The following is a 19,337-nucleotide window of genomic DNA, read 5'->3' as shown; positions in this document are numbered from 1 at the left end:
CTGAGACGTGGGACCGTAATTAATACCCCGGGCGGCACAACCACATTTTGATGGAGTCGGCCGGCGAGCCGGACGAGGAGCTCCTCACGCTCCTCGATGATGAGAACGTCCGGACGATACTGGTCGAGACAAGAGAGGAGTCTCAGTCGGTTGAGGCGCTGAGCAACTGCTGTGGGGCCGATGACTCGACAGTGTATCGCCTCGTGGACCGGCTACAAGACCGAAATCTCCTCATCGCTCATCAGGAGCTGGACCCCGATGGCCATCACTACAAGACGTATTCGGCCCGGTTGGAGCGGGTCGAAATCGAATTTACCAACTCGGGCGTCGAGATTGATGTCGACCGCCGTGAACCGCCTTCCGACCGCTTTACGCGCCTATACGAGGAATTTACCGGATGATCTGCAATAACCACATACCGCTGCAAGTGACTGTGGAAGGTGGTGCAACGGTGACCAGCATTGCGGCGCTGATTACCTTTCTTGTGGCGACAGTGCTCGCCGTGCTCGTTACATATCGATTCCTGCAGGGATATCTCCAGTCGCGTTCTAGGCCCATTCTACTACTGGCCATCGGGATGTTCCTGCTGGCTCCAGCGCCAATGCTCCTCCGTCTCACTGCAGGGAATATTATCACTGTGACTACTCCAGTACGCGTTTTATCAACCACCGCGGTCGAAGCAATGGGACTGCTCGTTATCCTCGCAGTCATCTATCAGGGGGACCGATGACTGTGCTAGATACCCTCGCCACGGTTGGTGCAGCCGGGACTGCACTGCTTGGTATCATTGTCGCGTCGTTGGCTTTCCGCGGCTACCGACGCAACGACAGTCCGGTGATGCGTGGGTTGGCAATCGGTATCGTGGCTATCGCTGTTGTTCCGTTCCTCGTCGTCGAGGTAGTTACCCCACTACTGCCGCTGACTGACGCACAGGCCCTTCTGGGCGCGACACTCTCACACACTATTGGTCTGCTTGCCATCTACCGGACGTTCAGTTCTAGTTAATAAATCTTTCCCACAGCTGTCAAACCTACAGCCATCAGTGTGTATATACCACCTATCTGGACCTCTGTCTACCCGTGAGACAGATGATGGAAACGACTGCAGGTGACACACTCCAGCAGTTCGTCACCGCACCGGTTCGTACAGCGACGTACAAGCGACTGCTCTACCTCCTGCTCGCGTTCCCGCTGGGGGTGGCTTACTTTGTTGCATTCACCACAGGGTCCTCCCTCGGCCTCGGGTTGGCATTCACACTGGTGGGCCTTCCGGTCTTGCTCGTGACGCTTGTCGCCACGACGGGAGCAGCCGGACTGGAAGCTCGCCTCGCAACGGTCCTGCTGGATCAAGAGGTGGCAACCCCTCCATCGCCACGAGAGACACTTGACTCCGATGACGGCTATCTTGCGGCGGTGTGGCGTTTTGCCACTGAACCGACCACTTGGACGAGCGTAGCGGTAGTCCTCCTGAAATTCGTGTACGGGATAGTGGCTTTCGTCGTCACTATCACCGGCACCGCGCTAGTCGGCACGCTGTTGGCCGCCCCTTTCGTCTACGACGATCCAGGAGTAAACTACCAGTTCGGACAGTACGCCGTCTCAACCCTTCCAGAGGCAATCGGTGTTGCCACCGTCGGTGTCGCCGGAATCTGGATACTGTGTAATGTCATCAACGTGGTTGCTGCGGCCGGCGGCCTCATGACCGATGCATTCCTCTCCGTCGGACGGGAGCGTGCGGCCTAATGACAAGTGCCACCACGCGATCATCGTCGGGCTCCGACGAAATGCACGCCGGACCGACGGCCGACGAACTACTGTCGTGTCTGGAAGACCAGTACACCCGCCAGATCGTGACTGCCTTGCAAGATGGCCCCATGCCAGCGCGTGATATCGTCGCGGCCTGTGACTGCTCACGACCGACGGTGTACCGTCGACTCAAGGAGCTGAAGGCAGCTACCGTCGTCACCACGGCGATGCGGTACGACCCGGACGGTCACCATCGGAAAGTATTCACACTCCAAGTCGACCAAATTACGCTTAAACTCCAGTCAGACGGGATTATCGTCCACACCTCGTAGTCCTGTCACAACTGCGTCGGGAAACGAGACGATTGTCCAGCCATCGGGTTTCCGGACCCGCAATTCGGTCATTAGTTCTTCTTTTCTCGGCAGGCAGTATCAGCCCTCTGGCTGGCGTAGGGGCGATTTTGTGTCCCCCTCGGAGTCAGAGGAGATCGGAAAGCGCATACAGCCAAATAGGCAACCAAGGTACCTATCGCCCGCTCCGCTCGTCCGTGCCGAAGCGGACAGACTCCTCTGGGAAACTCATCCTCCGTCCTCTGTATTCAGCAGCTGACTCCTGGCATCTTCTGGTGAGGTGGTCCGATCCGTACTGAATATATGGCCCGAGTCAGTCAGCAGAGAGGGTCACGATAGGCCGCAGAATAGTGAGAAATTTCTAAGAGGTTAGGTTTTGAATAGGTTCCCCTGCGGTATGCGATTTCGGCGGTCAACCAGTGTGGGACCGGAGCGGACTCAATCGGAGCGGTGCAATCGTGAGACTCCTGTCGTGGAACGTGCAAAGGTCTGTCCCGCCAGCGGGGAACAAAGACCGAATCAGAAGGCAGGTGTCGTTCATCGAGACTCAACGCGACGCTCGATACCACTACAGCAAACGCTTCGGCATCGCGTCGACCGATAGGTTGTTGAACAAGCGATAGCGACGACAGCGACACGAGACACGACGGTGAGGCTACTGTACATTGTGGTGAGTCTGCTGTTACAGAACGGGTAACGGTATCCTCACCACGAATACGTGGCGACGCCCCGCCGAGGCAGGCATCGCCTCTGGCGGTGGCCGGACAAGGAGTTCAGCAATATGATCTGCCGAGCAGCATGGACGGCCCTCGCGGTGCGTCGGGCCGTCCCTGTAAATCGTCCCCAGACGATCGGTGCCACTGGTAGTCACCGACCGAGCAGCGTCTGCCTGAGTGGAAGCGCTGTCGCGTCGGCAGCTAAACGCCGCCAACAGCGACAGTTCGTGTCTTCGATCAACACTCCTCGAGGGCTATCGACGACTGAGCACAACAGACCTAGTGACTCAGGCCAGGCTAACTGGCGATGCTTTGTGAGGTGCTGATAATTGTTTGGTTCATCGTGGTCAACGAACGAAACCCATATTATAGGCGTGTGACACGGACGGATGTCAGCGCTATCCGAGATTAACGTTGATGGCTTTGGTCTGTGTAAATTCGTCGATAGCTTCAGCAGCGTTCTCCCGACCGGTGCCGGACTGTTTGTAGCCGCCGAAGGGCTGGCCCGCCGACACGTCGTTGTAGTGGTTCACCCAGACGACGCCGGCTTCGAGACGCCGGGCTGTTTGGAGGGCCTTAGTCACGTCACCGGAGATGACGCCAGCGGCGAGGCCGTAGTCGACGTCGTTGGCCAGTTCGACCACGTCGTCCTCGTCACTCCAGGAGAACGTCTCCATGACGGGACCGAAGATTTCTTTCTGCACCGAGGGATGGTCGTGGTCGATATCGTCGATAACGGTCGGTTCGTAGAACGCACCGCCGGCGAGCGACTCGTCGTCGGGTGCGCTGCCGCCGGTTCGGATGGTTGCACCGCTCTCGCGGGCGGCCTCCACGAACTCGTTCGTTCGCTGGACCTGTTCGTCGGAGACTTTCGGTCCCATGTCCGTCTCTTCGAGGAGTGGGTCACCGACGGTCATGCCGGACGCGGCATTGGTGAACGTCTCGAGGAACTGCTCTTCAATATCCTCGTGAACGAACAATCGGGAGCCTGCGGCACAGCACTCGCCTTTATTGAAGAAGATGGCCATCATCGCCGCCTCGACTGCCTCTTCGAGGTCGGCGTCAGGGTAGACGATGACGGGACTCTTCCCGCCGAGTTCGAGCGTCGTCTTCTTGATGTCCTCCGCGGAGTTGCGGATAATTTCTTTGCCGACTTCCGTCGAACCGGTAAAGGAAATCTTGGGCACGTCCTCGTGGGTCGAGAGAGGGGCGCCGGCGTCCTCACCGTAGCCGGTGACGACGTTGATGACGCCGTCTGGAACGGTGTCGTCGACGAGTTCCATCAGTTTGAGAGTGGACAGCGGCGTCTCTTCAGAGGGTTTGAGAACCACCGTGTTGCCGGCGGCGAGAGCGGGACCGCACTTCCAGATGGCGATGAGCAGCGGGAAGTTCCACGGTACGATTGCGCCGACGACGCCGTAGGGTTCCTTGACAGTGAAGACCTGTTTCTCCCGGTCGAAGAGGTCGTTCGTCTGACGTGTTTCCCCGTTGACGTTGCGGGCGGCGGCAGCGTAGTATGTGAGGTGGTCGATGACCAGTCCCATGTCGCCCATCGCTTCGGTGATCGTCTTGCCAGTATCCAGCACTTCGAGCGTGGCGAGAGTCTTCTGGTTCTCTTCGACGGCGTGGGCCATCTCTGAGAGGACGCGCTGACGCTCTCCCGGCGAGGCGTCCTTCCACCCCCCGTCGAAGGCCTGCTGTGCAGCCTTGACTGCGTCGTCGATGTCGGCAGCGTTGCCCGCGGGCACTTCACCGAGTACCGCATCTGTCGTCGGATCTCGGGTCTCGATTGTCTTGTGGCTATTGCCAGCGACGAACTCGCCACCGATGTAGTGGGAGAGGTTGTCCGGTATCGCATCTGCAGCGGCGTCCCGATGGCGTTGTTTGATTGCACTATCCGTCTCTGTGGAATCATCACTGGCTGTACTCATACTGGGCCAGTAACAATATTTGTCACGCGATAGTAAATAATTAATTGATATTATATTATACTTCATTACTATACAGCACAATATATGAGAGTGTAATATTACGATGCTGGTCAGTGAATTGTATAATCACGCTATCTGGGGTGACGAGTGGTACGTTGGTCGATATAGCATATCCGAATCCCGCCAATGAAGGACCGCTGGCTGCGGGAAACAAGGACTGAATATGTATTATATTTCCAACATTTGCGGCCATAGCATAGTTGGAGAACACTTATTGCGATTGCGAACCCAAACTGGAACGAACAGAACACAATGATCAACGGGAACGATTTCGAGTTCGATCTCTCACCCCGCGATGTGGCTATTCTCAAGGCTAGAGTGAAATATCCCGAGAAGCCTGCCAGTAAACTTCGTGATATCTTGGAAGAAGAGTTTGATATCTCACTCTCTCACAACCGCGTGAACGAGATCCTAAACGAGATGCGCGACGAGGATGTGTTCTCGATGCGTGCAATCCCAAATCAGAACATCTTCGAATACTATATCTTTCAGGTTGCCTTTCATTATTCGAATTTTGATGAGAACTGGGAGCGTTGCTACAAACGATTGCTCGACGACCCGCACGTGATGTTCTTTGCCAGCGCGGACGACTACCACGAGTGGCAGTTCATCGCGCAATTCGCATCACCAGAGCAGAGTGAGGCGTGGCGTCACGACTTCGTCAGGGAGTACGGCGACTTCATCGCACAGATAGACAAAACGGCATTCCCGACGGTCCATAAGTTCGAGACGGCAGCAGCTGTCTTCAACGACCTGCTGCGAGATATGGGCGGTGAGGAGTATCTTGGGGACGGCGAGCAGGAGACTGGCGAGCATGAGGAGACTGACCGCGTCTCGGTAAATCAGTAAACTATCCCACCCTATTCGCTTGTGCTTCTGCCGGGGTCGGAAGCCAGGCGCTGGTCAAGCGTGGCACCTCCGCCTTGATTTAGGTGAACGCTTATTTCGGTTGCTTACGCAGTGTGCGTAGAGACACCAGTGAACAAGGTGTGTCAGTAGGGTTAGGATGACATCTCATTCAGAGATCGACACACTGCGAATCAAGGCCCGGCACGCGGAGCTTGCTGAATCGCTACTTCCGTCGGGACCACTCAAACACTTCGTCGATGGCGAGTGGATTACTGGACGTGGCGACGACACGTTTCAGTCCATAGATCCGACGACGGGTGAGTCGCTGGTGGGCGTCTACGAGGGGACCAAAGAGGAAGTCAACAGAGCGGTCGATGCCGCCTGGGAAGCATACGAGCAACGCTGGTCAGAGACCACGCCGGCGGAGAGACAGCAGTTGCTCTTGACAATGGCCGACCGACTCGAAGCACGCGCCGAGGACTTCGCGCTTATCGAGGTACTCGACAACGGGAAACCAATTACTGAGGCTCGCGAGGACATCGAACTCGCCGTCGACCACTTCCGATACTTCGCCAGTGCCGCCCGAAATATCGAAGGAAAAACCGTCCCACACAAGGAGTTACACATCCAGACCCGACGAGAACCCTACGGCGTCGTCGGACAGGTCGTCCCCTGGAACTTCCCGCTGTTGCTTGCCACCTGGAAACTTGCGCCGGCACTCGCCGCCGGCAACACGGTCGTCCTCAAACCAGCCGAGCAGACACCGATTTCACTGCTTACGTACATGCGCGAGATTGCGGACGTGTTACCAGACGGCGTCGTCAATGTCGTCACCGGATTCGGTCCCGAGACAGGTGCGCCGCTGGTCTCTCATGAGCGCGTTCCAAAGGTGGCTTTCACCGGCTCGACGGAAGTGGGACAGGGCGTGATGAAAGCCGCCGCGAACACGATTAGTGACATCACGCTCGAACTCGGCGGGAAGAGTCCACTCATCGTTGCGCCGGACGCAGACCCGGCGGAGGCAGCGGACATCGCTGTTGACGCGATGTTTTTCAACGGCGGCGAGTGCTGTAGTGCCGGGACACGACTGTTCATCCACGAGAGCATCGCAGACGAGTTCGTCGACGCGTTTCTCGACGCCGTTGGCCAACTCCAAATGGGCGACCCGCTTGAGGAATCCACCGACATCGGCCCACAGGTCAGCCGTGCAGAAGTCGAAAAGACGCTGCACTACATCGGCCTCGCCAGGGACTCAGACGCAAGCATCCTCCGGGGCGGTGGCACTGTTGAGGAGGGAATCCTCGCTGAGGGCTGTTTCGTCGAACCGACTGTCATCGCGGACGTCGGCGCCGACAGCACCGTCGCGACACAGGAGATTTTCGGACCCGTCGAGATCATGCTTGAGTGGGACGGTTACGACGAGATGGTCGCACGCGCGAACAACGTGGACTACGGCCTTGCTGCCGGTGTGGTGACCGACGACCTCTCCTTCGCCCACCGCATCGCCGAGGACATCATGGCCGGCAACATTTGGGTCAACACGTTCAACCGTCTGCCGGCAGGCCAGCCCTTCGGCGGCTACAAGCAATCCGGAATCGGTCGAGAAGGAGCGATGGAGACGCTTCGGGAGTATACCCAGACGAAATCCATAACGATGGACTTGGGCGATGGTCAGTAGCCGCTGAGGTTGAACTCGCCCATCTGCGTGTAGGTCGTAATCCCTGAAGCGTGTGGCACTTCGTCAGTGGGAGCTTCCATCAGGAGCCAGAAGAAGACTTCCTCGCCCTGAATCGGTTCGTCATCGACATACTGTGCGGGGTGGTAGAAGTTGAGTTCCGGCATCGGCTTCTGCGGATTAGCTCGGATCACCTCGCCTATTTCGTCGTCTTTTGGCCTGACAACAACGACTTCTTTCAGGTTGTCTAGCGGGATGTCGATGGTTTCCGGACCATCAGGGTTCGTAAACCGGAGTAGATGCTCTTCGCTCACATCGTTACTGCCGAAATAGAACTCGGTTTCGGGGGTCTGCCACTCGTTGCCGTCGAATATCTTCGTCTCGACACCATCTGTGGTCCCCGGCGTCGGCTTCGTCAGCCAGTTTTCCAAATAGTACTGTGCGGGGCCGTCGTTCTCGCGCTCGCGGTACTCGTAGAACTCGTTGACGTAGCCGGGACCGTGCCGTTGGAACACCGGCATAAACACGCCGTCCTCGTAGAACTGGTAGTTGATGTAGTAGTTGTACGGTGCGAAACGATGTCCAGAGTGGAAATCACGCGCGTTCTGGACTGCACCCGTGTGGTAGTGCGTACGGATGTTGAACCCCGCCGGACGGCTCTGTGTCGATGGGTATTCGGTCTTGCCGAGGATTCCGGGACCTCCGAGACTGAGACTGTGAATATCCCAGTAGAGGAGCTCGCCGCTGATGACCGGCTCGTTGTCGGGGAACATCCACTCGCGGGTGTTCCGGCCGTTTCGTTTGGGCATGTCGTAGCAGGTGGACGTGCTGTAGGGGGCAGTCAGCGAGAAGACCGGCTTCCCGTTGAAGTCTGCGCTGACTTCGGCCCCGACCGTCCGGGGACCGCTCCAGGTTATCGACCAGCCGTCCTGTTCGAATTCGTTCGGTGGCTCTTCGATGCGGTGGTAGCCATTGGGAGCCGTAATCTGTGGCCGTTGCATCACCGGCGGTTCCGGAACCTCGCCCAGCACAGACTCGCCTACGGTCCCGGTGTTCTGGGCTATCCTGTAGGCCGGGTGTTCGGCAAAGTCGTTGACGATGTGTACGTCGAGCAACTCGGCTTCCTCACCAGTCACGTCCATGAAGCCGCTGACAACCTTCAGTTCACCCCCGTCCATCACGAAGTACGCGAGGTTGGAGGCTTCACCGTGGGCGTAATCGCCGTAGCTGGTGATGATTTCTGCGGCCTTGACCATCGGGTACCACTCCTTGCCCTCGAGGTGTTGCCAGATCTCTTCTTTGTCCAGCATCTTCTCGTGGCGTGCCCGCTGGGTGTCGTTCCAGTTGCCTCGCGTCCAAGTCACGTCGATCGGTTCGTTGATTTTCAAACCGACGAGTTCGTCGGTCACTCGGTCGACCAGTCCGTAGGCGACCTGTCGGTTCTTTGCTGTGACCTCGAACGGCGTGTCGTCTGGACTGCCATCGACGGCCATCCCGGTGGTCCCTTGGATGCTAACCGCGTCGAGGCGGTTCGTCAGCGGGTCGTATGCTTCGAAGGAGGCGACCCAGTCGCTGGCGACGTCGTTGACACGCGGGTCGGAGACCAGTGCCTCGACGGCCTGGCGCTTCCGGTAGGCCCACAGGTCCTCGAACCCGAAGTCGCTCACGTCGCGGGGTCCGATGCGTCGCGCGGACGTGATTCGTTCGTCCGGTTCGGGCGGCTCGGGCGGTTCCGCTGGTTCGTCTGGAGTCTGGCTTGGTGCGGCTTTGGGTTCTGACGTCGGCGTACCGTCATCGCTGCCACCCATACTACAGCCAGCCAGTGATGCACCCGCTGTGATGCTCAGAGCAGCGATGAACTTCCGTCTGCTCGTTTCGCTGATTTTGTCACGGATGTCTTCGTATGACATGACGTAACACATTATGATATCAGACATCACTTATATATTGGGGAGATACTAAAATTCGCTATCTAGACTTTCTCTTCACCGTTCCTTGTTCCGCCTGCGGAGATATTGCCGAAAAATCCCACTATCTGCTATCAAAATCGTGACCAAGACGCGATTGCGGGATATTCGATTTCGCTGAGGGAGTGAAAGCTCCAGAATAACTGCGAAAACGTCTCGAATTTGTCTAGCACTGTTGCATATACTAATACGAGATTCTGTTGCAATCTCATTGTATAATTCACTCACCCAAACATATATTGAGCTGGTCTCGCTTGTGCATACTGTTGATAATGACTAGTTCATACAGCAGGCGGACACTCCTGCGCACTGCGGGGGTCGCAGTTGCCGGTGCCGTTGGCGGATGTGGCGGCGATTCCACGGCCCAAGATATGGACGAATCGAGTGACGACACGCCGTCTCCGGAAGCGACACCCGCTAACACGTCTGTGGAGACCGAAGGGTCACCATCTGTCGACGAGTTCCTCTCGGAGACGGACAACTACGACAGCATCGTCGACAAGACTGGTTCTGACTCCGTCACGGTCGACGTTGGTATTGAGGCCAACGGCGCGTATTTCGGCTTTGGTCCGGCAGCGATTCGCGTCGACAGCGGGACGGTGGTCACCTGGGAGTGGACGGGCCAAGGAAGTACTCACAACGTCGTCGCACAGCACGGTACCGATTTCGCGAGTGAGCAAAAGTCACAGGAGGGCGCGACGTATACACAGACCTTCGACGAAGCCAAGACGGTGCTGTACGTCTGTGTCCCACATGAGGGCGTCGGTATGAAAGGCGCTATTGTCGTCGAATAAGCGGACAAATCTGCTTTCTGCGCACCGGCTGTGTCCCCCTGCCAGTGTCTGTTGCGCTCGACTATCTGTGGCAACAGCCGGAATATATTCGATGGTGTGTTTATATCCGGCTAAACAACAGTGTTCTGTTAGAGTAGAGTTGCTTCCTGCCAAAACGGGGTGATCATAGAACGGATGGTGAACAGGCCTATTCTCCCTCCTTCAGTATCGTCAATTATGGAACACGATAGCAACAACAGAACCAGCCGGAACCGACACGGCAGGCGACGGGTGCTTGTCTCGCTCGGGACGGCGGTCACGATGGGGTTCGCCGGGTGTTCCGGCGACGACCAAGCAGGCGACGACGGGGAGAGCAACGGCGGGACGGACAACAACGCTGATGGAGCAAGTGGGAACGGGAACGGAAATGGCGGGTCGGACAGTAGCGGCGGAAGTGATGGGAGCGACGGGAGCAGTGTCCGGGTCTGTCAAGACTTCGGATCGGACTACCGGCGGTTTGAGCCCGGCGAGCGCCCGCTCGCGTATACCTGTGACTACCTAGATGTGTTCGGAGACCAGTCGGAAGCGACGCCGGGGTTCGACGAGAACGCTCAGGGATTGTTCATAGTCACGCTCGGACCAGACAGCCAGGACGGGGTTTTCCTCCAACTCAACCTCCAGCAATTCGGGCGCGGAACGACACAGGACCAAGCAACTTTTTCCGAGACTTGGGAAGAGCTGACCCAGACCGAGTTCAACGGGGAGGCGGTCACCGCGTCTCTATTCACAGAGACTGCCCGAAGCAAAACGTTCTGGGGGACCTATCTCCCCTATGAGGTTGACGGCCGGACGCTGTACTTCGAAACCAAATTTACCCTTCAGGTAAGCCCCGAGGACGAGGAAGTGTCAGACGGGTGTCTAGATTTCATGGAGGAGACGGCAATACACATGACCGAGTCGCTAGAGCTCAATCCGGACGCGACCGGTTTGAAGGCTGACCCCTTTGTCGTCACGGCGACGCCCACGGAAGACGGGTGACGGTCCACAGGGACGGCAGGTTTGATGCACCCGACCATGCAGTGACGGAACGATTGCTCCAGAGGACACTGTCCCACGGATGGCGGAGCCGGTCTCTCAGGGGCCGAGATCAAGGATTCCGGTTTCGACGATGCGGGGACCGCCCTCCCGTTCGCCGGTAAGAGTCAGGCACAGCTGACCGTCGACCTTCCCACCGACAACCGAGATTGTCGCAACTGCGTCGGGAAACGAGACGGTCGTCCACCCATCGGGTTTCCGGACCCGCAATTCGGTCATCAGTTCTTCTTCTCTCGGCGAAACCCATCAGCACTCTGGCTGGCATACGAGACATTTTGTGTCTCCCTCGGAGCCAGAGGAGAGCATGAGTACGACAGCACCTTCCTTCGAGGAGTATGACTTCGACCGCGGCGACCACGTTCGAGCCGACTGGACCGACGGAGACGGCCCACTCGATGTAGTCGTCGGAACCGTTACAGAAATTTCGCGTTCCGGCGGCAACGTGATCATCGCTGTCGAGGCTGCCGACGACCAGTATCCCGAGCGCTCGATCTACGGTGGGACCCATGATTGCGCTCCCGAGTGGGTCGAGCCAATAGAGCAATCATAGTCTGACAGCAAGGGAACTTGCCCGTATTTTGTGAGCCTCCGCCGGGTGAGAGGCGGTCCAGAGAGAGCGTTTTGACTACCAGTTATATTGGAGAAACACACAGCACAGATCAAGTTAGTTTGTTTCGGCCCCGATCTCACTCTAGGGGCTGGTCGAGAATGTCAAAGATATCGACAGCCTTGAACTCCTGATACCGCTCTTTCCCCGTTGTTTCGGTCAGGACATCCTGTGCCTCCAGTTCTCGAATTGCGTTCCGTGCTGTTTGTGCGGTCACATCCAGTAGCTCGGCAACGTCGTTCGTGGTCAGGTATGGCTGCTTGAACAGGCGCATCGCCAACCGGTCGGCGGCTGTTTTTTCATGTCCATACGTTCGCTCGTACTCTCGACGAAGATTCCGAAGATTGTTCGTTCGTGTGACTGCCTCGGCAGCTTGTGAGCGAATTCCCTCGACGAAGAACTCTAGCCAGGGCTCCCAGACACCCGTTTCGCTGACTGTTCGCATCCGGTCAGCATACTCGATCTTGTTGCGGTTGAAATACGCGCTCGGATACAGATACGGTTGTGTGAGGTAGCCGTTCTGAATCAGCTGTAACGTGATGAGAATACGTCCCAAGCGGCCGTTCCCATCCTCGAAGGGGTGAATCGTCTCGAACTGATAGTGGACGAGCCCAAGCTGAACAAGGTCGTGGAACTCGCTGGTCGTGTTACAATACTCAATTAGATTCGTCATCAGCTCCGGAATCCGGTCCGGTGCTGGCGGGACGAATGGTTCCTGGAACGATGAGGCTGCTGGGAGATTGATCGGCTTCGCACGGAACTCCCCAGGGTATTCACAGTGACCACGCACGTCCGCCATCAGCAACTCGTGCAGGTCCTGTAACAGTCCAAGTGTGATCTGGTCGCCCTCGGAGAGCCGAGTCGCACCTTTAGTGATCGTCCGCTCGTAATTGAGTGCTTCTTGGACATCCTTCCGAGTGGTGCCGCTATCGGCGAGCTCCTGGGACCGGAATACGTCCTCGATATCGATATCTGCACCCTCAAGCACGACCGATTCGACGGCTTCGCGACGGACCATTGTCGTGTACAGCAACGGATTGGCTTCCGTCTCGTCGCCAATCCCTTCTAGCCGCCCGAGTTGATAGATGGCGTCCTGCAGCAACTGCTGGAAGTCGGTGTCGAATTCGAGGTCATGTGCCGGTGGCAGCGGATCTGGGAGATAGTATGGCCGGCGTCCGAAGGGAACATACTCGCCAGGTGCTTTATCTGGAAGACTGTTGCTCGCCATTTTGCTTGCAGTCATCGTATTCGGGCTAAGGCAAAAACACTGGTGGTGTATTTTGGTTAGCACAGTGAGTATCCGATATCTCTATATATGCGGAAAACCGGACACCGTTGCTAACCCAAATTGGGGATGCAAGCTACAGGAAGGTCTTGTGACTGGACTTGGCGTCACACCTGTTGTGACTACTGGAATCGCTGTAGTCGCTCCGTTCGTGTTACGACCGCTCACTACACTCCTGTACGAATGGGGTCGCTCCCGGTTGCTGCAGCTAGCAAACAGTGGCGTCGACGGCGGCAGGGCACGTACCACCGCGTCCAGTAGCGTCGGTTCAGTGTCGGTTCTGGTCCTATCCGATGTGTGTCACAGGGTTAGGGCGTAGACTCCACCACAACGGGTGTGACGCCACCTGTCGCGGCTTTGTGGTCGCTGTTCTCCAACAGATCGAGACCGACGTAGCGTTTTTCGAGCAGCCCTTCGGCTGTTGCCATATCCATCGCGAGGATCTCAGTTTGGGGCTGGTCCCGTCCGACCTGCCGAGTTTTCTCGACGACGTCGTCGCCGCCGATGTCGACCAGTGTCTCCCAGACGCGCTTGATCGTCTGGCGATGGGGCTCCTTCCCGAGTTCGGCGGTGAGGGCCGTCTGCAGGTCGGCTTTCGTCATGAAGACGCCGCTGCCGTCGGTTCGTGTCGTGGCAAATTCCGGCCAGCGCTTGGCGATGCTGATCGCGCGGTAGGTGTTCTGGCGGTTCGAGCGCTCGACAAACATCGTCTTGACTTTCGATTGGCGGCAGTTCGCGAAGAAATCCAGCGGCGAGGTGCTGGGTTCGATGCCCTCGGGCAGTTGTTCGGCGTCTTCCTGCTGGTCGGTGTCGGCTTCGAGTTGCTGGGCCTTGGCGATGGCACTCTTGGCGACGTCGCGGGTGGTCTCCTGTTGGGCTTCGAGGTCGTCGAGGCGCTGGTCGTTCGTGGCGGCGTCACCGACGGCTGTGGTGGCAACCTCGTGGGTCTGTTCGAGGTCGGCCTCTAGTTGGGTGACGCGTTCGTGGAGGTCATCGATAGTCGCGACCAGCGTCTCAAGAACACTCGAAACGAGGGGTGAGACGTCGCCGTCGAGGTCGCTGACGAGCGAGTGGAGGGCGTCGATGTCCGCCCCATCTCCTCCGATGTCCATCCCGAGTTCGTCGGCGAGGGCTTGATCGGTGGCTGTGCTGTCGGTCCCGGTGTCGTCGTTGGTGGGTTGTCGTGGCATTGTGACCACAGGGCCCGTGCTCGGAATCGAACCGAGCAGTGCTGACCACAGCACGGGCTGTCGGTGATGTAGCTGGCGCTCTCTAGACGCGGCGGTTGGCTCGTGGCAACCCCGCTCTGTCTAGTGGATTTGTGTCGTGGCACCGCGCCGGCGACTAGCGATATGTATGTGCTGCCGTCGCCCGGACCGGCGTGGCACTGGGTTCACCGGTCGCGCTCCGCTGGTGGCAGTGGTACAGTCGTGGCTGGTACCGGAGTGGGTGCTATGGTGGGTCACGTTTCGATCACTGCTCGGCGCTCAATGGCGACATCGTGGGCGTGGTCCCCGTGATGGTACTGGTCGTAGTAGTTCTCGATGGTAGGGAAGTCGGCCGTCCATTCGGTGTAGTGTTGAATCTCACCGACGTGGTAGCGGAGTCGCCACTGGGCTGTGTCTGATGACGCTGTCTCGGTGGCAGGTTCCGGTGATGGATCAACGCGGGCCATCAGTCATCCCCTCCTTCGAAGCGGTTAGGACGGCTGCTGTCGCGTTCAACCAGTCCGCAGTCTGTGGTCGGGACCGTGAACGACATCAACTCGTCAGTCCGACCGATAGCCTGCGCCAGCTGCCGGCGTGTGGGTGTGTTGCGCTTGGACGCTCGCAGTCGCTGGAGCGGTTCTGTTGCGAGGTCGGCCAGCAACACGCCGGTGATGTGTTCGTCGGTGGCGCGTGAGACCAGCAACAACGGCTCACTATCGGTGGTCGTGATCGCGATGATCTCGCCGACGGTCGGAGGAGCAGTCATCGGGCCACCTCCCGGTGTCGGGAGCGGCCTGTCAGCGGGTCCACACTGGGTGTCGAATGAATAAACTGCGGAACGATATCACAGGCGTTTTGTTTACCAATCACATACTGGTAGGTGGGTTCTGGTCTCTGCTCCATCTCCCTATGGATCCCACCCAAGTCATTGGTTTGCCCGAGGCCGGAACCTGTCGTCGTGGATGACGACTTCCAATGGTGCGTTGCACGCCACCCCCCACCGGCTGCCCACCATTCCTTCCATCGCCTACACGGCGAAACCGGTCGTTTTGGCTAGTTTTGGGCGAGGCTGTACCTGCAGTGTGTCCAGCGACGAGCATGCCAGCCATGTGACCGCGCTGCTGTGACCGGCCGCCATAAGACCTATCTATGATGTTCTGTCTACACTTATGCGGGTGCTGTTCCCGACTCTGGAACCCTTGCCGCCGCGTCCGTGCAACGCACAATCTTGGGATCAGCACCTTGGGGGGTTTTTGATACCAGCAGATGAGTGGCTTCAGCTGCGCTCCCTGTAGCTGGCCACCAGTGGTCTGCTGACCGACACTGTGAACTCGTGCGTTCTCAGGACGCTTCTGAGTCAGTGTGACTGCCGTCACTGTCGGGCACCCCCATCAGCGACGGGTCGGGCCAGCTCACACAGGCCTGCGAGTGTTTCCGCGTGGTGCTGGAGTTCGTGTCTGCCAGCGTCAGTCAGCGTATACACGTTGGTGCGGGCGTCGAGGTCGTCTCGGTTGATGAGGTCCTGCTCAACGAGCTGGTCGAGATTCTGGTAGAGGCGGCTGTGGTTGATCGGGTCGGCGTAGCGCTCGTCGAGATACTCCTTGAGCGCGAGGCCGTAGGGATCATCGTCGACGGCGGCGATGGCCTCCAAGAGATCGCGCTGGAAGCCCGTCAGGTCGTGGTAGGTCGTCATCGGTCGCCTCCCAGCTCGTCGGCGTCGGTGTCAACCCGCCGCAGTGTGGCTGGTTCGGGCTGGTAACAGTCGCCCTGCACCAGTAGACCCAGCAAGGCCGTCAGCGCCCGCTTGGCTCCGTATTCTTTGGCGAGCGTGTCCAGTACGTCGCCGGCAGGTGCGCCCTCGCCGCCTTCAGTGGTGGCGATGTGCTCACGCGCGTGGCTGCGGATTGCGGGCTCGGCGTGGGTCTCGACAACGAAGCCGTCCGTGTTCCGGAGGTAGGTGCTGACGGCCTCCAGCAATGCGAGTTCGTCGTCGGCGAGGGCGGTTCGGCGGCCTGCAGGACGGTGTCGAGTCGGGTGGCCGCCGCCGTGTGTGAGGGGATGGTGGTGCCGCCGTCGGTGGCGACCAGATCGTGGCCGCGGTCGGTCAGGGCGTAGGTCCCGTTGGTAGTGACTAGGTCGTCTGCTTCGAGCCCGGCGAGGGCGTCCGTGACGCGGGCATTGTTGAGCGTGGCTTCGCGTCGGGTTTCAACGGCGATCTGGAGGGCGTCGGCGGTGGCCGCGCGGTCGTAGTGGTCGTGGTCGGCAATCACTTTCAGGAGATCCCGCTGGAGGGCGGTGCAGGTGTACCAGACGGTCATGCTCTCCCTCCGGCGAGGAGAGTGGTTGGCGAGCGATGCGACTCTTCGTGGGTGGGCTTGCAAACGGTCATGGGTTCGATGGGACGCCGGTGGTTGCTGTGGGCGTCGCCTATCTCAGACTGTTACGCTGGCCGTACTTAGTGTTTCTGTACAGCAAACTTTTCCATACGAGTTACAATCACATCGCACATTACTATTTATGTCGACGTAGAAGATGAGATAGAATGGCTAAGCGAGGGTCAGACCGCAAAGTCAGCGATGATCGGATTTTGCTCGAATTTTTGCTATCAGCTGATCCAGCCTTATTCACCAGTGAAGTGTCTGATCCGCTGCCGCTGTCACGACAGCGTGTCAACGACCTTCTGAACGAACTGGAAAATGAAGGGCTAGTAACCTCCAAAACCGCGTCTGGAAGACGATTATGGTGGATCACTCCAAAGGGCCACCAGCGTGTCGTTGAAGCGGCCCGTGACAAACTTACTTAGCGGTCTAAATCCTGAGTTCTGGATACCCACCACCCGTTGGCACTGCCGAATGATTTCTTTTTGAGGATACCCTCACTCTCTAATGATTTGAGTAGTTCATTGATCCGGGTACTCGTAAGTGGTAGCTGTTCGGCAAGCTCTGTACTTTTCACTGCCGGGTCGGGATGACGTTTAATTGCCTGAATTAGCTCTTCGTCACTCACAGATCGATCTTTTCCACGGGTACTCATTATCTTCTACTTTCCCTACAGTTTGCTGTATGGAAAACACTTATGCCGGTGGCGTAACATAAGCTAAGTATAGGAACACACGCGCCGCTGGTCGATTTCGTACGAAATCGCCCCGGTGCTGAGACACCGAGGCGCGTGGTTCCAGGAAGAACCAATGGCAACTACGCAATCCAATCCACAAGAACGTACCGCTCGTGAACTACTCACCCAAGGCCGACCGCTCTTTCTCGGCGTCGACGGCGAGGGTGCAGCACATTACTGGGACAGCTACGAGTTCGCTGTGGCTGTTGTTTCGGCTGATGGTGACGCTGAGACAGTTGTGTTAGCCGAGACGCCCTTCGAGACGCTCGGAGAGTGGTGCGAATACACGCGTGGCGAGCGTGGGTGGGACGTTGGGCCACATGTCGGCGGCTCGCTCGTCGGCGATCTCGTTCAGGCGGTGGAAGCATGAGAGAGACTGTCGCCGACCCGAACGGCTTCGTGTACGAGCCCGTTCGCGGCCCGAAGCGGAAAATCGAGTTCGAACCGCGAAGCGATGGCGGCTTCGAGCGCATCGAGGCAGTCTGGAACGGCTGTCAGTGGCGGATCACTGGGCGGGAAGTCGTGACGACGATGCGACGGATTTGACCATTGTTTTTCAACACTCACCGAATAGATGACTTACAGTGTTCAACGCCTCTTGAGCCTCCTTTCTAGTTGATTCTGGCTTCGTTGCCCAATCGAAAACACGACGTATTTTCGATTGATTAATGTCGCCATCTGTATCTATAAATTCAGTCAGATACAACCAAATCATCGCATCAGCAAGTACCTTCGCGGCGATCTCGTGTTCAGTACCGATACGAATCCATCCTGTTTCGTGAGTACGGGAGTTCCGAACCTCCCATATCTCTTTAGCAATACGTTCAAAAATTGCGTCGTACTCGTCCTCTGTAACTACATCTAAAGCGAATAGAGCGCGCTCAACGGTTACCTCTTTCTGCCCCTCTTCGGCCAATGATAATTCCTCGATTACCCGCCAGAAATTGATAAACGATCGTCGATGGTCGGTTTCGGTAAGTCCCTGCTGATAGTCAACCAAGACATTGTGGAGTAGCGGTTCATTACCAACTTGAAGGTCTTCGAACGGAAGATGAGTATCTAAACGATAGCTGAGCGATGAGTAGTCAAGAGAGACCGCAGGGCGTCCACTACGGTCATATACATTTGCCCCCCAATGTGGGGTATAGGGCTGTTCATCAACGAGGTCATCTACGTAGAACACTCCAAACGGGCGCTGGATCGCTGTCCATCGGCCACCATCTCTTGTATTCCCTGACATTCGTCCCAACCGCTTGGGCCTCGTCTGGGTGTTTAGAAAGTACTCCGAATGACTCAGTTGTGCTGAGAGAATTTCTAGTGCGTTCTCAAACCGAAGTATTGCCCAGCGTGGAGTGCGACTTGAGATTGTAGTCTCCCAGACATCGTATTCTCCATCTTCTATCTCTTCGAGGATGTATCTACCACCACTCACGTCCGGACCATCTGCGATTTGCTCAAGACGAGGTTTCCAGTCGGACTGATCGCTGGGCTCAAACGTATGGCCGTACATCTTGAGCATCGATGGTCCGTTACGCCAGCTGACGTGCCAAGGGAACCAGATTGTGTACTCACGCGATGACGTCTTCCCCCAATCCCGTTTGATAGCATTCATTTTGGCTGAGAATACCTCTACAGGTCCGTCGTCTTCTATTGTCTTCTCGATGGGGTATTCCTTCTCTAATGGCTCTTGATCCCGCTCATCTAAGCTTTCACTCGCCTCCTGTTTAACGAACATTTCAATGATCCGTGGATTACCAGCTAAATCGGTTAGTGCGAGCATCACTGACGGCTGAAGATCAGCCACAGTGACCTGCATTGAGTCATAGTCAAAGTATTCGGCTCTGGTGAATCGCGGGACTGCGTCGGTTTCGACCGTTAGAACTAGTGGAATGAAGCGGGGAATCGCCGATGGTCAATGTCGAAGATTTCCCGCTTCACGAGCAAAGTCGTTCAGTTAGCTAA

Annotated in this window: 21 protein-coding genes and 2 pseudogenes; 13 read left to right on the top strand and 10 right to left on the bottom strand. The window is 57.4% G+C overall.

The features are described 5' to 3' along the window. Positions 1 to 50 precede the first annotated feature (50 nt). The 6 genes and pseudogenes from G9463_RS15750 to G9463_RS15725 form a co-directional block, all read left to right on the top strand. The gene (locus G9463_RS15750; protein ID WP_004966838.1) at positions 51 to 401 is read left to right on the top strand and encodes a hypothetical protein; all 351 of its coding nucleotides are present in this window, start codon (positions 51 to 53) and stop codon (positions 399 to 401) included. A gap of 50 nt (positions 402 to 451) precedes the next feature. Continuing rightward, a complete protein-coding gene (locus G9463_RS15745; RefSeq protein WP_229380461.1) occupies positions 452 to 730 on the top strand; it encodes a hypothetical protein in 279 nt (92 codons plus the stop codon). Next, positions 727 to 1,005 (top strand): hypothetical protein, encoded by a 279-nt coding sequence (locus G9463_RS15740; protein WP_004966836.1) that lies wholly within the window; start codon positions 727 to 729, stop codon positions 1,003 to 1,005. The genes G9463_RS15745 and G9463_RS15740 overlap by 4 nt, the downstream gene beginning before the upstream one ends. 86 nt (positions 1,006 to 1,091) lie before the next feature. Continuing rightward, entirely contained in the window at positions 1,092 to 1,742 is a 651-nt protein-coding gene (locus G9463_RS15735; RefSeq protein ID WP_004966835.1) for a sensor domain-containing protein, read from the top strand. Then, the gene (locus tag G9463_RS15730) at positions 1,742 to 2,077 is read left to right on the top strand and encodes a winged helix-turn-helix domain-containing protein (RefSeq protein ID WP_004966834.1); all 336 of its coding nucleotides are present in this window, start codon (positions 1,742 to 1,744) and stop codon (positions 2,075 to 2,077) included. The genes G9463_RS15735 and G9463_RS15730 overlap by 1 nt, the downstream gene beginning before the upstream one ends. Before the next feature lie 554 nt (positions 2,078 to 2,631). Beyond that, positions 2,632 to 2,962: pseudogene (locus G9463_RS15725) on the top strand (ISH3 family transposase); the annotation flags it as partial. A 247-nt stretch (positions 2,963 to 3,209) separates the two neighbouring features. Here G9463_RS15725 and G9463_RS15720 read toward each other — a convergent pair. Beyond that, the gene (locus G9463_RS15720) at positions 3,210 to 4,742 is read right to left on the bottom strand and encodes an aldehyde dehydrogenase (protein WP_127014943.1); all 1,533 of its coding nucleotides are present in this window, start codon (positions 4,740 to 4,742) and stop codon (positions 3,210 to 3,212) included. Between the two features lie 312 nt (positions 4,743 to 5,054). On the opposite strand from G9463_RS15720, the gene G9463_RS15715 reads away from it, so the two are divergent. Together G9463_RS15715 and G9463_RS15710 are read left to right on the top strand one after the other, a co-directional pair. After that, positions 5,055 to 5,651: a hypothetical protein gene (locus G9463_RS15715; RefSeq protein ID WP_004966832.1), complete on the top strand. Its 597-nt coding sequence runs from the start codon at positions 5,055 to 5,057 to the stop codon at positions 5,649 to 5,651. A gap of 157 nt (positions 5,652 to 5,808) precedes the next feature. Continuing rightward, complete coding sequence (locus tag G9463_RS15710) at positions 5,809 to 7,329, top strand: aldehyde dehydrogenase (RefSeq protein WP_165897232.1); 1,521 nt, start codon at positions 5,809 to 5,811, stop codon at positions 7,327 to 7,329. Here G9463_RS15710 and G9463_RS15705 read toward each other — a convergent pair. Next, the gene (locus tag G9463_RS15705) at positions 7,323 to 9,236 is read right to left on the bottom strand and encodes a hypothetical protein (protein ID WP_240150054.1); all 1,914 of its coding nucleotides are present in this window, start codon (positions 9,234 to 9,236) and stop codon (positions 7,323 to 7,325) included. The genes G9463_RS15710 and G9463_RS15705 overlap by 7 nt on opposite strands. Before the next feature lie 428 nt (positions 9,237 to 9,664). On the opposite strand from G9463_RS15705, the gene G9463_RS15700 reads away from it, so the two are divergent. Together G9463_RS15700 and G9463_RS15695 are read left to right on the top strand one after the other, a co-directional pair. Next, positions 9,665 to 10,087 (top strand): halocyanin domain-containing protein, encoded by a 423-nt coding sequence (locus tag G9463_RS15700; RefSeq protein WP_240150053.1) that lies wholly within the window; start codon positions 9,665 to 9,667, stop codon positions 10,085 to 10,087. Positions 10,088 to 10,303: 216 nt separating this feature from the next. Further along, positions 10,304 to 11,104, top strand: coding sequence for a hypothetical protein (locus tag G9463_RS15695; RefSeq protein ID WP_240150052.1), 801 nt, complete (start codon positions 10,304 to 10,306; stop codon positions 11,102 to 11,104). Between the two features lie 96 nt (positions 11,105 to 11,200). On the opposite strand, the gene G9463_RS15690 is transcribed toward G9463_RS15695, so the two are convergent. Next, positions 11,201 to 11,380 (bottom strand): hypothetical protein, encoded by a 180-nt coding sequence (locus G9463_RS15690; protein WP_165897228.1) that lies wholly within the window; start codon positions 11,378 to 11,380, stop codon positions 11,201 to 11,203. 85 nt (positions 11,381 to 11,465) lie between these two features. On the opposite strand from G9463_RS15690, the gene G9463_RS15685 reads away from it, so the two are divergent. Then, a complete protein-coding gene (locus G9463_RS15685; RefSeq protein WP_165897227.1) occupies positions 11,466 to 11,711 on the top strand; it encodes a hypothetical protein in 246 nt (81 codons plus the stop codon). A 136-nt stretch (positions 11,712 to 11,847) separates the two neighbouring features. Here G9463_RS15685 and G9463_RS15680 read toward each other — a convergent pair whose 3' ends face one another. The 6 genes and pseudogenes from G9463_RS15680 to G9463_RS15655 all read right to left on the bottom strand — a co-directional run bounded on the left by G9463_RS15680 (position 11,848) and on the right by G9463_RS15655 (position 16,579). After that, entirely contained in the window at positions 11,848 to 13,011 is a 1,164-nt protein-coding gene (locus tag G9463_RS15680; RefSeq protein ID WP_240150051.1) for a Fic family protein, read from the bottom strand. A 350-nt stretch (positions 13,012 to 13,361) separates the two neighbouring features. Then, entirely contained in the window at positions 13,362 to 14,243 is an 882-nt protein-coding gene (locus tag G9463_RS15675) for a hypothetical protein (protein WP_165897226.1), read from the bottom strand. A gap of 272 nt (positions 14,244 to 14,515) precedes the next feature. After that, positions 14,516 to 14,728 carry a hypothetical protein gene (locus G9463_RS15670; protein ID WP_165897225.1) on the bottom strand — a complete coding sequence of 71 codons (213 nt, stop codon included), beginning with the start codon at positions 14,726 to 14,728 and terminating at the stop codon, positions 14,516 to 14,518. Continuing rightward, the gene (locus G9463_RS15665; RefSeq protein ID WP_165897224.1) at positions 14,728 to 15,027 is read right to left on the bottom strand and encodes a hypothetical protein; all 300 of its coding nucleotides are present in this window, start codon (positions 15,025 to 15,027) and stop codon (positions 14,728 to 14,730) included. Before G9463_RS15665 ends, G9463_RS15670 begins: the two co-directional genes overlap by 1 nt. A 606-nt stretch (positions 15,028 to 15,633) precedes the next feature. Continuing rightward, a complete protein-coding gene (locus G9463_RS15660; protein ID WP_165897223.1) occupies positions 15,634 to 15,954 on the bottom strand; it encodes a PadR family transcriptional regulator in 321 nt (106 codons plus the stop codon). Further along, positions 15,951 to 16,579, bottom strand: a pseudogene (locus tag G9463_RS15655) (transcriptional regulator). Before G9463_RS15655 ends, G9463_RS15660 begins: the two are co-directional and overlap by 4 nt. A gap of 869 nt (positions 16,580 to 17,448) precedes the next feature. Here G9463_RS15655 and G9463_RS15645 point away from each other — a divergent pair. Continuing rightward, positions 17,449 to 17,745: a hypothetical protein gene (locus G9463_RS15645; protein WP_165897222.1), complete on the top strand. Its 297-nt coding sequence runs from the start codon at positions 17,449 to 17,451 to the stop codon at positions 17,743 to 17,745. Further along, positions 17,742 to 17,921 (top strand): hypothetical protein, encoded by a 180-nt coding sequence (locus G9463_RS15640; protein ID WP_165897221.1) that lies wholly within the window; start codon positions 17,742 to 17,744, stop codon positions 17,919 to 17,921. The genes G9463_RS15645 and G9463_RS15640 overlap by 4 nt, the downstream gene beginning before the upstream one ends. 10 nt (positions 17,922 to 17,931) lie before the next feature. On the opposite strand, the gene G9463_RS15635 is transcribed toward G9463_RS15640, so the two are convergent. Further along, positions 17,932 to 19,179 carry a hypothetical protein gene (locus G9463_RS15635; RefSeq protein ID WP_165897220.1) on the bottom strand — a complete coding sequence of 416 codons (1,248 nt, stop codon included), beginning with the start codon at positions 19,177 to 19,179 and terminating at the stop codon, positions 17,932 to 17,934. Positions 19,180 to 19,337 lie beyond the last annotated feature (158 nt).

It is taken from the genome of Haloarcula sp. JP-Z28 (genome assembly GCF_011440255.1).
Lineage (GTDB): Archaea > Halobacteriota > Halobacteria > Halobacteriales > Haloarculaceae > Haloarcula > Haloarcula marismortui.
Note: the sequence above shows the minus strand (reverse complement) of the source record. Positions and strands in the feature narration are given on the sequence as shown.

Coding starts and splice junctions, on each gene's coding strand:
- G9463_RS15690 (WP_165897228.1), bottom strand. CDS start 11,380: ATGACCGAATTGCGGGTCCGGAAACCCGATGGGTGGACGACCGTCTCG.
- G9463_RS15710 (WP_165897232.1), top strand. CDS start 5,809: ATGACATCTCATTCAGAGATCGACACACTGCGAATCAAGGCCCGGCAC.
- G9463_RS15640 (WP_165897221.1), top strand. CDS start 17,742: ATGAGAGAGACTGTCGCCGACCCGAACGGCTTCGTGTACGAGCCCGTT.
- G9463_RS15700 (WP_240150053.1), top strand. CDS start 9,665: ATGGACGAATCGAGTGACGACACGCCGTCTCCGGAAGCGACACCCGCT.
- G9463_RS15660 (WP_165897223.1), bottom strand. CDS start 15,954: ATGACGACCTACCACGACCTGACGGGCTTCCAGCGCGATCTCTTGGAG.
- G9463_RS15695 (WP_240150052.1), top strand. CDS start 10,304: ATGGAACACGATAGCAACAACAGAACCAGCCGGAACCGACACGGCAGG.
- G9463_RS15675 (WP_165897226.1), bottom strand. CDS start 14,243: ATGCCACGACAACCCACCAACGACGACACCGGGACCGACAGCACAGCC.
- G9463_RS15685 (WP_165897227.1), top strand. CDS start 11,466: ATGAGTACGACAGCACCTTCCTTCGAGGAGTATGACTTCGACCGCGGC.
- G9463_RS15670 (WP_165897225.1), bottom strand. CDS start 14,728: ATGGCCCGCGTTGATCCATCACCGGAACCTGCCACCGAGACAGCGTCA.
- G9463_RS15645 (WP_165897222.1), top strand. CDS start 17,449: ATGGCAACTACGCAATCCAATCCACAAGAACGTACCGCTCGTGAACTA.
- G9463_RS15735 (WP_004966835.1), top strand. CDS start 1,092: ATGGAAACGACTGCAGGTGACACACTCCAGCAGTTCGTCACCGCACCG.
- G9463_RS15680 (WP_240150051.1), bottom strand. CDS start 13,011: ATGACTGCAAGCAAAATGGCGAGCAACAGTCTTCCAGATAAAGCACCT.
- G9463_RS15750 (WP_004966838.1), top strand. CDS start 51: ATGGAGTCGGCCGGCGAGCCGGACGAGGAGCTCCTCACGCTCCTCGAT.
- G9463_RS15665 (WP_165897224.1), bottom strand. CDS start 15,027: ATGACTGCTCCTCCGACCGTCGGCGAGATCATCGCGATCACGACCACC.
- G9463_RS15715 (WP_004966832.1), top strand. CDS start 5,055: ATGATCAACGGGAACGATTTCGAGTTCGATCTCTCACCCCGCGATGTG.
- G9463_RS15705 (WP_240150054.1), bottom strand. CDS start 9,236: ATGTCATACGAAGACATCCGTGACAAAATCAGCGAAACGAGCAGACGG.
- G9463_RS15720 (WP_127014943.1), bottom strand. CDS start 4,742: ATGAGTACAGCCAGTGATGATTCCACAGAGACGGATAGTGCAATCAAA.
- G9463_RS15730 (WP_004966834.1), top strand. CDS start 1,742: ATGACAAGTGCCACCACGCGATCATCGTCGGGCTCCGACGAAATGCAC.
- G9463_RS15740 (WP_004966836.1), top strand. CDS start 727: ATGACTGTGCTAGATACCCTCGCCACGGTTGGTGCAGCCGGGACTGCA.